Here is an 11,860-nt window from a genome sequence, read left to right on the forward strand (position 1 = left end):
TGCGCCCCTACCCGCCGCCTCCGCCGGTGACGACCGTGGGGTGATGAGGGGAGCGGGCACGGTCTCGCGGTACGGCCCGCGGATCCTGCCGGGGCTGCGGCAGTTCCGCGGTTACCGGCGACAGTGGCTCACCGGCGATCTCCTCGCCGGGGTCACCGTCGCCGCCTACCTCGTTCCGCAGGTCATGGCCTACGCCTCGGTGGCAGGCCTGCCTCCGGTCACCGGGCTGTGGGCGGCGGTGGGCCCGCTCGCGGTCTACGTGTTGTTCGGATCGTCGCGGCAGTTGTCGGTGGGCCCGGAATCCACGACCGCGTTGATGACCGCCGTGGCGCTCGCGCCGCTCGCGGCAGGCGACCCGGCCCGGTACGCGACGCTCGCGGCCATGCTGGCCGTGCTCGTCGGTGCCGTGTGCCTGCTCGGCAGCCTCGTGCGCCTCGGCGTCCTCGCGGAGCTGCTCTCGAAACCCGTGCTCGTCGGATATCTCTGCGGAATCGCAGTCGTCATGATCGCCAGTCAGCTGGGCAGGTTCACCGGCGTCCCGGTCGACGGGGAGAGCTTCGTCGCGCTCGTGCGTTCGTTCGCGGCGGAGGCCGGGACGGTGCACTGGCCGACGCTCGCGCTCAGCAGTGCGATCCTGCTCGCGCTGCTGCTCGCCGACCGGCTGGTGCCCCGGCTACCGGCGCCGCTGATCGCGATCCTGCTCGCGACCCTCGTGGTCGCGGTCTTTTCCCTGCAGCGGTACGGGATCGCCGTCGTGGGCGACATCCCGTCCGGGCTGCCGGTGCCGGGGTTGTCCTCGGTCTCCTCCGCCGACCTGCTGGCGCTGGCCCTGCCCGCCGCGGGGATCGCGATCGTTGGCTTCTCGGACAACGTGCTGACCGCGCGCGCGTTCGCGGGCCGGGCAGGGCACGGTGTGGAGGTCAACCAGGAACTGGCCGCGCTCGGCGCCATCAACGTGTCGTCCGGGCTGCTGCACGGGTTTCCGGTCAGCTGCAGTGGCAGCCGCACGGCTCTCGGCGACGCTGTCGGCAGCCGTACGCAGCTGTACTCGGTGACCGCGTTGGCCGCTGTGCTCGTGACGCTGCTCGTGGCGGGGCCGCTGCTCGCCCGCTTCCCGGTCGCGGCACTGGCCGCGCTCGTCGTGTACGCCGCACTGCGGTTGATCAACGTGCGAGAGTTCCGCCGCATCGCCCGGTTCCGGCACAGCGAGTTGCTTCTCGCGCTGGGCACGACCGTCGGGGTGCTGGCGCTCGGGGTCCTCTACGGCGTGCTGGCCGCGGTGGCACTGTCCATCGTGGATCTGTTGCGCAAGCTGGCGCGCCCGCACGACGCGATCCTCGGCTATGTGGCCGGTGTGCCGGGCATGCACGACGTCGACGACTACCCGGCCGCCCAGCCGGTGCCGGGACTCGTCGTCTACCGCTACGACGCGCCGTTGTGCTTCGCCAATGCCGAGGACTTCCGCCGCCGCGCGCTGGCGTCGCTCGACTCGCCGACGGCGCGGCCAGAGCCGGTGGAGTGGTTCCTGCTCAACGCCGAGGCCAACGTGGAGATCGACGTGACCGGCGCCGACGCGGTGGAACAGCTCCGCGCCGAGCTCAGCCACCGCGGCATCACCTTCGCCATCGCGAGAGTGAAGCAGGATCTGCGGGACAAGCTGGTCGCGGCAGGTCTCGCCGAACGCATCGGCACCGAGTACCTCTTCATGACCCTGCCGAGCGCCATCGCCGCCTACACCAGGGCCTACGCCGGCCGGCACGGCGCTCTGCCGCCCGGCATGGTCACGCCGGTGGTGCCACCTGACCCGATGCGGCCCGAGCCGGACAGCGAATGACCCGGCAGGGGCATTGGTCCCGTGCCACGGGGACCAACGCAGGCAGCGCGGGCCAGGGCGGGCTCGTAGCGTCCGGGTCAGGGATGCCGGTGATCCGGGCCCGGGCAGCCTCCGGCGACGTGAGGAGCACGCCATGCACGCCCGCGACATCATGAGCAGGCCCGTCGTCACGGTGTACCCGGACACGACGGTCCTCGACGCGATCGCCTTGCTGCTGCGGTACGGGTTCGCCGCGCTGCTCGTCGTCGACGAGGACGACCATGCCGTCGGCATCTTCACGGAGGCCGACGCGCTGCGAGCGCAGACGGCCGCGAGCGATGCCCCTGCCGAGGCTGCCGTGGCGTCGTCGATGACGAGCCCGGTCGAGGTGGTCACCGCCGACACCGATGTGGTGCGGATCGGCCAGAAGATGCTGACAGACGGTCTGCGCTGCATCCCGGTCGTGGACGACGGCGTCCTGGTCGGGGTCGTCAGCAGGCGCGACCTGTTGCATCCACTGGTGCGCCAGGACGACGCGATCGCCGCGCAGCTGCGCGGGCTGCTCGCCGACTACGACGGCCATCGGCACCGGTGGACCGTCGAGGTGGCGGGCGGAATGGCGACGATCAGGGGAGAGTTCGCCGACGCCGCCGAGCGGAGCATGCTGGACGCCCTCGCCAAGACCGTTCCCGGCGTGCTCCGGACCCAGCTGCTCGCCCGGCCCGCGAACGTGTGAGCACGGCGCGATCCCTGTCAGGGGAGTGGGAGATGTTGGCACGCGAGGTGATGAGCGCTCCGGTGGTGACGGTGACTCCGGACACCCCGGTCAGGACCGCGGCGGCCCTGCTCGCCGATCGAGGGTTCACCGCGTTGCCCGTGGTGGACGACGACGGCTGGCTGCTCGGCGTCGTCACCGAGGCCGACCTGGTGCGCGGCCGGTTCCGGCAGGACATCCGCTCGCCCCACGACGGTGAGGTCGCCGAGCCCTCGGCGGGATCGACGACGGGGGAGGTGATGACCGCTCCCGCCGTGGCCGTGAGCGTTCTGCTCGACGTCGTCGAGATCGTCCGCGTGATGCTGGACGAGGGGCTGCGCAGCGTTCCCGTGGTGGACGGCGAGCGGGTGGTCGGCATCGTCAGCCGCAGGGACCTCGTGCGCATGCTCGCCAGAGACGACGAGCGGCTGGCCCGCGACGTGCGCAACCGGCTCGCCATGGTCGGCACGCCCGATCGCTGGTCCGTGCGGGTCGCCGATGGCGTCGTGACGATCACCGACCCGCGCGACGACGAGGCGGACCGCCACGTCGCCACCGTGCTCGCGGAGAGCGTGCCGGGGGTCCTGCGGGTGCGATGCGTCCACGACCCGGCGTGAGCGCACCGGCCGGGGCGGTTCAGGTGTCCTGCTCGTCCTGGTCCGAGTCGGTTTCCCAGCGATGGACGTAGTCGGCGATCGGCCGGAGCGCGGTGACGAGATCGGCGCCCCGGGGCGTCAGCCGGTAGCGGATGGTGACCGGCATGGTGGGGACGACCGTGCGTTCGACGAGCCGGGATGCCTCCAGCTGTGTCAGACGCAGCGTGAGCATGCGTGCCGAGAGACCGGTGACGGCCGTGGTGATGTCGGTGAAGCGTTCGGCACCGCGGGCCAGTGCGAGCAAGATGCTCGGCGACCACCGCTGGCCGACGACTTCCAGGACATGGCTGGCGTGCTTGCAGTCGGCCTCGTCGGCGTCGCGCCATGCCACGGGTGATCGGGGTGTCCGCTTCGATGCCACTTACCGAATGTAAGTCAGTTACGACGCCGGCGGCAACGGGTCACTTACCAAAGGTAAGTCGGTTACTTGGTGTTTGCGCTTCTGCCTACAGTGGACGCAGCATGGGCGGGTCCCGATCACGAACATCCGCACCCCAGAAGGACAACCGTGTCTCTGTTTCGTCTTGATGCCAGCATTCGCGTGGACGGCTCCACCAGCCGCGCACTGGCCGACCTCGTCGAGGACAACTGGAGCAAGGCCGCGCCCGGCTCGTCGGTGACCCGCCGGGACCTCGGCCTCGACCCGATCCCTGGCGACGCGTGGCCCACCGCCGTCACGGCATGGCCCGCCCCCGAAGCCGGCCGCACCGCGCCCCAGCGGTCCGCGGTCGACCTGGCGAGCTCACTGGTCGACGAGCTCGCAGGCGCCGACGCCTACCTGTTCGCCGTGCCGCTGTACAACTTCGGGGTCTCCCAGCACTTCAAGACGTACGTCGACCTCGTCATGACCGACCCGCGCATGGCTCCCGACACCGCGTCGGCCACCTCGGGCAAGCCCGGCGTCCTGGTCACCGTGCAGGGCGGCAACTACTCCCCGGGAACCCCCAAGGAGGGCTGGGACCACGCCACCGCGTGGATGCGCCGCATCCTCGAAGACGTGTGGCACGTCGAACTGGACGTCGTCACCTGCGAGTTCACCCTCGTCGGCGTCAACCCGGCCCTGGACGCCTTCACCGACCTGGCCGACCGGATCCGAACCGATGCCGAGCACCAGGCCCGCGAGCGCGGGCGCGCACTCGGCTCGCACCGCGTGGCCGCCTGAGCCGGGCGGGTCCCGCTGGCAGGCAGGCCGGTGTGGAGCAGCCGTCGCGTGCTCAGTGAGCGGCGACGGTGATCGCCTGGGCCGCCTCGTGGATGAGTGCGGTGACCGCATCGGGGCGGGAGACGTAGATGGAGTGGCTGCCGGTCACCTCACTGACCGTGGAGCCCGCCCGTTCTGCCATGGCCTGCTGCGCCGGAGGCGGGATCATGTGGTCGTCCGTGGCCATCAGGTACCAGCTGGGCTTGGAGCGCCAGGCCGGTTCCGTGATCACGCCGGCGAGGGCGTCCACTCCCCAGGGGACCTGCGAGTCCGCCAGGAAGGCGGCCTGTTCCGGCGGGAGGTCGGCGGCGAACGCCGCGGCGAACTTCTCGCGGTCCAGCGCCAGGAATCCGTCCCGGGGCGGCAGGATCGGCGGCACCGGCGCACCGGGCGGCGGGTCGGCGATGAGGGTGTTGACCGACTCGCCCCGGTCGGGGACGAACGCCGTCACGTAGACCAGCGCGGCAACTCGCTCGTCGGTGCCCGCCTCGGTGATCACCGCGCCGCCGTACGAGTGCCCGACGAGCACGACCGGACCGTCCAGCCGGTCCAGCACCCAGCGGACCGCGGCCACGTCCCCCGTCAGCGACGACGTCGGGTTCTGCACCACCCGGACCTGATGGCCTTCCCGGGCCAGCAGGTCGTACACCGCCCGCCACCCCGAGCCGTCGACGAATCCGCCGTGCACGAGCACCACGGTCGCTGGAACCGCGTTCATGGTGACCCCTCCCGGCCGGACAACAGACCTCGGCAGACCTGGTTCACGCCGGGGGCCGGAGCCCGCTGCGCTCCGTCCCCGGCGCGGTCAGCGCCACGCCGCTTCAGAGTCCGCCGCCACCACGGACGCGACAACGGCCGAAAGACCCCACTTGTCGCCGGAACGGCTCCTGGTGAGGTGGACGAGCCGTTCCGGAACCTGTTCCGAGTGCGCGCTGTTTCTCGCACCGGGGCTCGGTCGGCCGGAAGTGATCTGCGCGCTCGCGCGTCCATCGAGATGATGTCGGCATGGGCGAGCAGAAGAACCGGATGCTGCGCAACGAGTGGTACCTCGACGAGCCGGAGCTGGCCGAGGACCGGCGCCGGTGCTGGCGGCTGCTGGATGAGTTCAACGCCACCGGCGCCGACGACGACGCACCGCGCCGCGCGGTGCTCACCGAACTGCTGGGCGAGATCGGCCCCGGAGCGGTGATCCTGCCCCGGTTCCTGTGCAGCTACGGCTCGAACATCCGGCTGGGAGCGAGCGTGTTCGTCAACCATGACGGGCTGCTGATGGACGACGCCACGATCACCATCGGCGACGACGTCCGCATCGGACCTCGAACCCAATTGCTCACCGCTCTGCATCCCATCGAGGACCACGACCGCCGCAGACAGGGCTGGGAACGCCCGCTACCCATCACCATCGGTGCCAACACGTGGCTCGCCGCGGGTGTTCTCGTCTGCCCTGGTGTGACCATCGGGCAGAACTCGGTGATCGGCGCGGGCAGCGTCGTGATCCGGGACGTCCCCGAGCACACATTCGCGGCCGGAAACCCGGCGCGGGTCATCCGGAAACTCTGACGGCCACGCGTGGAACCACCGCGCGGCGCGGAGTCCCTGACGGCGGCGAGAACTAGTCCTTGTTCTGGACGCTCCATTCGACGAGCGGGTGCAGGACGCGCATCAGACTCGCGCCTCGCTCGGTGGGCCGGTACGTGATCTGGACCGGGGTCGTCGGCACCACGACCCGCTCGATCAGGCCGTGGCTCTCGAGCTCGCGGAGGCGCTGGGACAGCAGCTGGTTCGAGATTCCGGTGACGCGTGCCCGGTAGTCGACGAACCGGCGGGCGCCCCGCATCGACGCCATGAGCACCGCGGCGGTCCACTTCCTGCCCACGATCTCGACCGAGCGCTGAAAGCTGCGGCACACGTCGTCGTCGATGTGCGCGTAGTCGATGTCGGGGCGGCGCTGGTCCGCGGCGGAGGATTCGTCGGTCGATCGAGAGCTGCCCACCCGGTCATGATACCTGACCGAGTTGGTTTAGTTGACTTGCTCACCTCCCGTTTGTCGCCGGTGGTCGTTCTCGGGCAGCCTGGTGTCATGAACGCACGCACCGCTCGTCCCGACGCGCTGTGAACTACGGACACCGGCTGAGGTTCGGGCTGCGCCTGAGCACCGATGCCGACCACGAACCCGATCACCTGATCAAGAGCGCGGCCCTGGCCGAGCGGTGGGGACTGGACCTGCTGGTCGTCCCGGCCGGAACCGCGGGCGCCGACCTCGAGCCGGGCACCGTGTCGTCGTGGATCGCGGCGGCGACGGGCTCGCTCGGGCTGGTCGTGGAGTCTCCGCCGACGCCGCATCCGGCAATGCTCGCCAGGGCCGTCGCCAGTCTGGACCAGCTCACAGCGGGCCGGGTCGAACTGGCTCTGCACGCCGAAGCGGCGGATTCCGGGGAAGCACTCGGCGACACGATCGCCGTCGTCCGCGAGCTCTGGAACGTCCTCGACCGCGGCCTCGGCCGGTACACCGGCCGCCTCCACCGGCTTTCCGGCGCGCAGAAGGCCGCGCCCGCGCACGACGTGCCGATCGCCGTGCACGCCGACAGCCACGTGCTGCGGCTGGTGGGACGGCAGGCCGACGAATGGTCGACGGGCGACGTCACCGCGCTGGCGGAGGGCAACCGCGTGGTCGACGAGGCCGCGCGAGCGGCGGGGCGCGATCCCCGTGAGATCCGCAGGCGCATCACGATCCGAGGTGACGTCGGCGAGCGCGCGGGCACGTTCACCGGAACCACCGAGGACTGGGTGAGCGACCTGCTGCCACTCGTTCTCGACCACGGGGTGGGCACGGTCGTGCTCGACACCGACTCCGAGGATCTCGCGGCGCGGTTCGCGAACGATGTCGCTCCCGCGCTGCGGGCCGCCGTGGACGCGGCGCTGCCTCACGGCTGGTCGAGCACACGGGTCCGCCGTGCGGCGGCGCTCGCCAGGCGCCGCCCCGGGATCGACTACGAGGGCACTCCGGAGGGGATGGCCGAGGTCGTCGAGCCAGGCGACCTGGCCTACGCGCGCCTGCGCTCCGGGTACCTGCGCGGTGGTGCACCGGGAATCGTCCTGCGTGCCACGACGGCCGAACAGGTGGCGCAGGCGCTGGCGTACGCCCGCCGGCATCCCGGCGTGCCCCTGTCCCGCCGCAGCGCCGGGCACGGGGTTTCCGGACGCTCCACAAACGACGGCGGGATCGTCATCGACGTGTCGCTGATGAACACGATCGAGGTCCTCGACGAGAAGACGCGCCGCGTGCGCATCGGGCCGGGTGCCCGCTGGGCCGAGGTCGCGGCCGCGCTGGAACCCTACGGCTGGGCGTTGAGCTCGGGCGACTACGGCGGTGTCGGCGTCGGCGGCCTCGCGACCGCGGGCGGCATCGGATACCTCTCACGCGAGCACGGTCTGACGATCGACCACCTGCGGGCCGTGGAGATGGTGCTCGCGGACGGCTCCATCGTGCGGGCCAGCGACGTGGAGAACGCGGACCTGTTCTGGGCGGTCCGGGGTGCGGGCGCCAACTTCGGGATCGTCACCGCGTTCGAGTTCGAGGCCGACGAGGTCGGTCCGGTCGCCTTCGCCCAGCTCACCCAGGACGCGAGCGACGTCGAGCGCTACCTCGTCGAGTGGGGCCGCGTGGTCGAACAGTCCCCGAGGGATCTCACCAGCTTCGTGATCCTGCCGCCGTCGCGGGCGGGGCGACCGGCGGTGGCGCTGAGCCACACCATGGTCCACGCCGCCGACCGCGAGACCGTGCTCGCGCGGCTGGAGCCGCTGGCCGCGATCTCCCCGATGTACGCCCAGGACGTCGCCATCTCGTCCTACGCGGCCGTCATGAACAACGCGAGCGACGACGCGCCGGTATCGCGCGGCGAGCCGGTCTCGCGCAGTGGCCTGTTGCGGCACGTGACCCCGGAGTTCGCCGCGGCCTCGGCCCGTGTGCTCCGCAGCGGCGCGATCGGCTGGTTCCAGCTCCGCGCGGTCGGCGGGGCCGTCGCCGACGTTCCCGCGGACGCCACCGCCTACGCCCACCGCGACGCGAACTTCTCGCTCGTGGTGATGGGCGGTGACGACGAGGTGGTGGACGCGGCCTGGGAGCTGCTGCGTCCCTTCCTCGACGGCCTCTACCTCAGCTTCGAGTCCAGTCTCCGGCCCGAACGCCTCGCCGAGGCCTTTCCACCGGCGACTCTCTCGCGGCTGCGTCGGCTCAAGTCCACGTACGACCCGGAGGGAGTGTTCGACGACAACTTCGCACTCACTCCCGCCACGAACGATCCCGGAGGAAGCGACCAATGACCGACTACGGCCACGACCTGTGGTTCGGCAGCTTCGTCACGCCCGCCGCCCGCCCGCCTCAGGCGCCGGTCGAGCTGGCACTGGCGTCGGAGCGGGCCGGGCTCGATCTCGTCAGCTTCCAGGACCACCCCTACCAGTCGGCGTTCCAGGACACCTGGACGCTGATGTCGTACGTCGCGGCGCGCACCGAGCGGATCCGGATCAGCGGCAACGTACTGAGTCTTCCGTTGCGTTCGCCTGCCGTGCTGGCCCGCGCCGCCGCGAGCCTCGACCGGCTCACCGGAGGGCGGGTCGACCTGGGCATCGGCGCGGGCGCGTTCTGGGACGGCATCGCCGCGATGGGAGGTCGCAGGCTCACTCCGGGCCAGGCCGTGCAGGCCTTGGAGGAGGCCGTCCAGGTGATCCGTGGACTGTGGGCCACCGACGAGCCGGGCCCGCTCAAGGTCGACGGCGAGTACTACTCCGTGACCGGCGCCAAGCGCGGGCCCGCGCCCGCCCACCGGATCCCGATCCACATCGGCGCCTACAAGCCGCGCATGCTCCGGCTGACCGGGCGGATCGCCGACGGTTGGCTGCCGTCACTGGGATATCTGCCCGACGGTCCCGCATCGCTCGACGCCATGAACGAGCAGATCGACGAGGCCGCCTCGGCCGCGGGCCGCGAGCCCGCCGCGGTCAGCCGCCTGCTCAACCTGAGCGGCCGATTCACGACCGGCGGTGGCGGGCTGTTGCAGGGAACCCCCGGCGACTGGGCGGAGCAGCTCGCCGACCTCGCACTGCAGTACGGCGTGTCCGGGTTCATCCTCGCCTCGGACGAGCCCGCCGAACTGGACCTCTTCGGACACGAGGTCGCGCCGCGAACCCGCGAGCTCGTCCAGTCCGAACGCACGGCGTGACGCTGTTCGGTGGTACGAGCGGGACCCCGGATCCGAGGTCCCGCTCGCGACTGTGTTCGTGGTCAGAAGATCCCCACGATCGCCTGGTATGACGCCCAGACGCCGATGCCGCCGACGACGATCAGTGCCGCGGTCATCCACCACCGGTTGACGTGCTGGCGCAGCACGAACTTGCTGCTCGTGGTCAGCACGATGATCGCGATGATGATGATCGGTCCCGCGATCGCGGCCAGCGCGTTGACCAGGATGGTGAGCTCCACGAACGACGGCATCACCGGCAACGAGAAGATCAGGGGCAGCACCAGGAGGAAGCCTCCCTGCAGCCACCGGAAGGACGCTTTCTTCTCGAAGTCCTCGCCGGCCACCTGGGAAGCGGCGTCACCGGCTGGCCTGAAGGTGTTGACCACGCCGTCCATCAGGAGCTTCGTCTGTCCGTAGGAGTACGCCGGAAACGTGGTGAAGGTGATGAAGAACAGCCCCAGCCAGAACAGGATCTCTCCGGCCAGCCCGATCGTGCTGCCCAGCAGTCCCGCGAGGGCGTTCGCGTCGTCGATCGCGCTGCCGGCGACACTCGTCTCCGCCGCCGTCACCCAGATCGCGAGGTTGATGACCAGGATCACCAGCATGCCGACGGCGAGGTCGATCAACTGGATCTTGCGGTGTTTCGGTGTCAGCCAACCCTTGTCCTGCAGGAAGTAGTTGTACATCAGGTTGGTCGTCGACCCGCCGACGCCGCCGATCAGTGCGGCCACGATGACGAGGCTCTCGAAGCCTCCCGTGCTCTCGGGAACCTGGAACGTCAGCCCCTGCACGAACTCCGCCGGGTCGAACCCCTGGATCAGCACGACAGCACCGAAACTGCCGAGCAGGATCACGGCGGCGGCGCGGGCGACGAACTCGAACGTCGCATACTGCCTGCGCGTGAACAACAGGAGCAGCGTGACGGCGACAAGCGCGGCCGCGGAGTAGAAGACACCCCATTCGGAGTCTCCCGGCCGCCCGATCAGGTTGTAGAAGGCGGTACCCGCGCCCTTGATGATGTAGGTCGCATAGCCGAATCCGAGGGCGAACGCGCACAGCCCGATGATGAACGGAAGCGGGCGCCAGATCCTGGCGAAGCCCTCCATGATGGAGTTGCTCGAGTTGTTGTTGCACAGGACGTACTTGGCGATCGCCGCGACGAACACGTAGCGCGCGAGCAGTGACAGAACCAGTGCCCACATCAGCGCGTAGCCGTAGTCCGCACCGGACACCGACGACGCGATGAGGTCACCGGCGCTCATCCACGCCAGTGCCATCACGATGCCGGGTCCCAGGGCGCGCAGATGGCCCCGCGCGCCTTGGGGGACGGGCGCTACGCCAGCTCGAGTTTCAGGGGCTGTCACGGTGGATCACTACTCCTCGTTGAGTGTGTTCGTTCGATTCCCGCGGGCTGGCTCGGAAGGTGTCAGATCGTGTCGTCCGAGTTCGGGGGCGGAACGTCGCCTGCCAGCCGGGATCGGAGGAAGCCGGCCCAGGTCGACACGTGCTTGCGCATGGTGTCCTCGGCGAGGTCGGCGTCGCCGCGGCTGATGGCCGTCGCGATGGCCAGGTGTTCTTCGGCGGCGCGTCGCGACCAGGCGGGTGACGCGTGCCCGTAGGCGAGCCGGCGGCACAGCCGCACGCGGTCGTGGATCGTCGCGAGCAGTTCGATCACCGTGGCGTTGCGGCTTCCCCGGGCGATGGCGTCGTGGAAGTCGTTGCCGAGCTCGGATGCCTCCGTGGGACTCATGTCGATCGATCCGTCGACCAACCCTTCGAACTGCACCATGAACGGGGCCAGGAAGTCCTCGTCGACGCGCTCGGCGGCCAGCCGTGCCGCCATTCCCTCCAGTGCTTCGCGCGCCTGGTAGAGGCTGTGCATGTTCTCCGCGCTGAACTCGCGTACGTGCGCGCCTCGCTGCGCGATGATCGACACGAGCCCGTCGCGTTCGAGCTGACGGAGCGCCTCGCGAACCGGAACCCGGCTCACCGCCAGCTCGTCGGCCACCACGCGCTCGGGAATGGGGTCGCCAGGTTGGTAGTGGCCGCTCAGGATCCGGGTGCGCAGTTCCTGGCGGATCGCCTCGTACTTACGCGCGCTGCCGTCGCGCTCTCCGGTGGTCATCGGGCCCTCCGCCAAGGGTGGTATACCAACATCGTCGTATGGTATACCGGTAGCCGGGTGAGTCAACCCTT

At 70.3% G+C, this 11,860-nt stretch carries 12 protein-coding genes; 7 read left to right on the forward strand and 5 right to left on the reverse strand.

What is annotated here, in order from left to right; all coding sequences use genetic code 11:
• Nucleotides 1–43: 43 nt before the first annotated feature.
• The 3 genes from JHE00_RS23935 to JHE00_RS23945 all read left to right on the forward strand — a co-directional run bounded on the left by JHE00_RS23935 (nucleotide 44) and on the right by JHE00_RS23945 (nucleotide 3,184).
• Nucleotides 44–1,834, forward strand: a complete 1,791-nt coding sequence (locus JHE00_RS23935) for a SulP family inorganic anion transporter (RefSeq protein ID WP_200321928.1) — start codon at nucleotides 44–46, stop codon at nucleotides 1,832–1,834.
• Between the two features lie 133 nt (nucleotides 1,835–1,967).
• Nucleotides 1,968–2,549: a CBS domain-containing protein gene (locus JHE00_RS23940; protein ID WP_200321930.1), complete on the forward strand. Its 582-nt coding sequence runs from the start codon at nucleotides 1,968–1,970 to the stop codon at nucleotides 2,547–2,549.
• Between the two features lie 32 nt (nucleotides 2,550–2,581).
• The gene (locus JHE00_RS23945; RefSeq protein WP_200321932.1) at nucleotides 2,582–3,184 is read left to right on the forward strand and encodes a CBS domain-containing protein; all 603 of its coding nucleotides are present in this window, start codon (nucleotides 2,582–2,584) and stop codon (nucleotides 3,182–3,184) included.
• Between the two features lie 19 nt (nucleotides 3,185–3,203).
• Here the strand turns inward: JHE00_RS23945 and JHE00_RS23950 are convergent, their stop codons facing one another.
• Nucleotides 3,204–3,554 carry a winged helix-turn-helix transcriptional regulator gene (locus tag JHE00_RS23950; RefSeq protein ID WP_200321934.1) on the reverse strand — a complete coding sequence of 117 codons (351 nt, stop codon included), beginning with the start codon at nucleotides 3,552–3,554 and terminating at the stop codon, nucleotides 3,204–3,206.
• 177 nt (nucleotides 3,555–3,731) lie between these two features.
• On the opposite strand from JHE00_RS23950, the gene JHE00_RS23955 reads away from it, so the two are divergent.
• Nucleotides 3,732–4,385 carry an FMN-dependent NADH-azoreductase gene (locus JHE00_RS23955; RefSeq protein WP_307832079.1) on the forward strand — a complete coding sequence of 218 codons (654 nt, stop codon included), beginning with the start codon at nucleotides 3,732–3,734 and terminating at the stop codon, nucleotides 4,383–4,385.
• Nucleotides 4,386–4,437: 52 nt separating this feature from the next.
• Here the strand turns inward: JHE00_RS23955 and JHE00_RS23960 are convergent, their stop codons facing one another.
• Nucleotides 4,438–5,142, reverse strand: coding sequence for an alpha/beta fold hydrolase (locus JHE00_RS23960; protein ID WP_200321938.1), 705 nt, complete (start codon nucleotides 5,140–5,142; stop codon nucleotides 4,438–4,440).
• Nucleotides 5,143–5,429: 287 nt separating this feature from the next.
• Here JHE00_RS23960 and JHE00_RS23965 point away from each other — a divergent pair, with 287 nt between their 5' ends.
• A complete protein-coding gene (locus JHE00_RS23965) occupies nucleotides 5,430–5,984 on the forward strand; it encodes a sugar O-acetyltransferase (protein WP_200321940.1) in 555 nt (184 codons plus the stop codon).
• 52 nt (nucleotides 5,985–6,036) lie between these two features.
• Here JHE00_RS23965 and JHE00_RS35235 read toward each other — a convergent pair whose 3' ends face one another.
• On the reverse strand, nucleotides 6,037–6,417 hold the full coding sequence (locus JHE00_RS35235; RefSeq protein ID WP_200321942.1) for a winged helix-turn-helix transcriptional regulator: 381 nt from the start codon (nucleotides 6,415–6,417) through the stop codon (nucleotides 6,037–6,039).
• Between the two features lie 119 nt (nucleotides 6,418–6,536).
• Between JHE00_RS35235 and JHE00_RS23975 the strand changes: the two genes are divergently transcribed.
• Nucleotides 6,537–8,747 carry an FAD-binding protein gene (locus tag JHE00_RS23975; protein ID WP_200321944.1) on the forward strand — a complete coding sequence of 737 codons (2,211 nt, stop codon included), beginning with the start codon at nucleotides 6,537–6,539 and terminating at the stop codon, nucleotides 8,745–8,747.
• Entirely contained in the window at nucleotides 8,744–9,643 is a 900-nt protein-coding gene (locus JHE00_RS23980) for an LLM class flavin-dependent oxidoreductase (RefSeq protein ID WP_200321946.1), read from the forward strand. Before JHE00_RS23975 ends, JHE00_RS23980 begins: the two co-directional genes overlap by 4 nt.
• A gap of 62 nt (nucleotides 9,644–9,705) precedes the next feature.
• On the opposite strand, the gene JHE00_RS23985 is transcribed toward JHE00_RS23980, so the two are convergent.
• Nucleotides 9,706–11,028, reverse strand: coding sequence for an Nramp family divalent metal transporter (locus tag JHE00_RS23985; RefSeq protein ID WP_307832080.1), 1,323 nt, complete (start codon nucleotides 11,026–11,028; stop codon nucleotides 9,706–9,708).
• 62 nt (nucleotides 11,029–11,090) lie between these two features.
• A complete protein-coding gene (locus JHE00_RS23990; RefSeq protein ID WP_200321950.1) occupies nucleotides 11,091–11,789 on the reverse strand; it encodes a GntR family transcriptional regulator in 699 nt (232 codons plus the stop codon).
• Between the last annotated feature and the right edge of the window lie 71 nt (nucleotides 11,790–11,860).

This window comes from Prauserella cavernicola (assembly GCF_016595675.1).
In the GTDB taxonomy this organism is placed as follows: domain Bacteria; phylum Actinomycetota; class Actinomycetes; order Mycobacteriales; family Pseudonocardiaceae; genus Prauserella_A; species Prauserella_A cavernicola.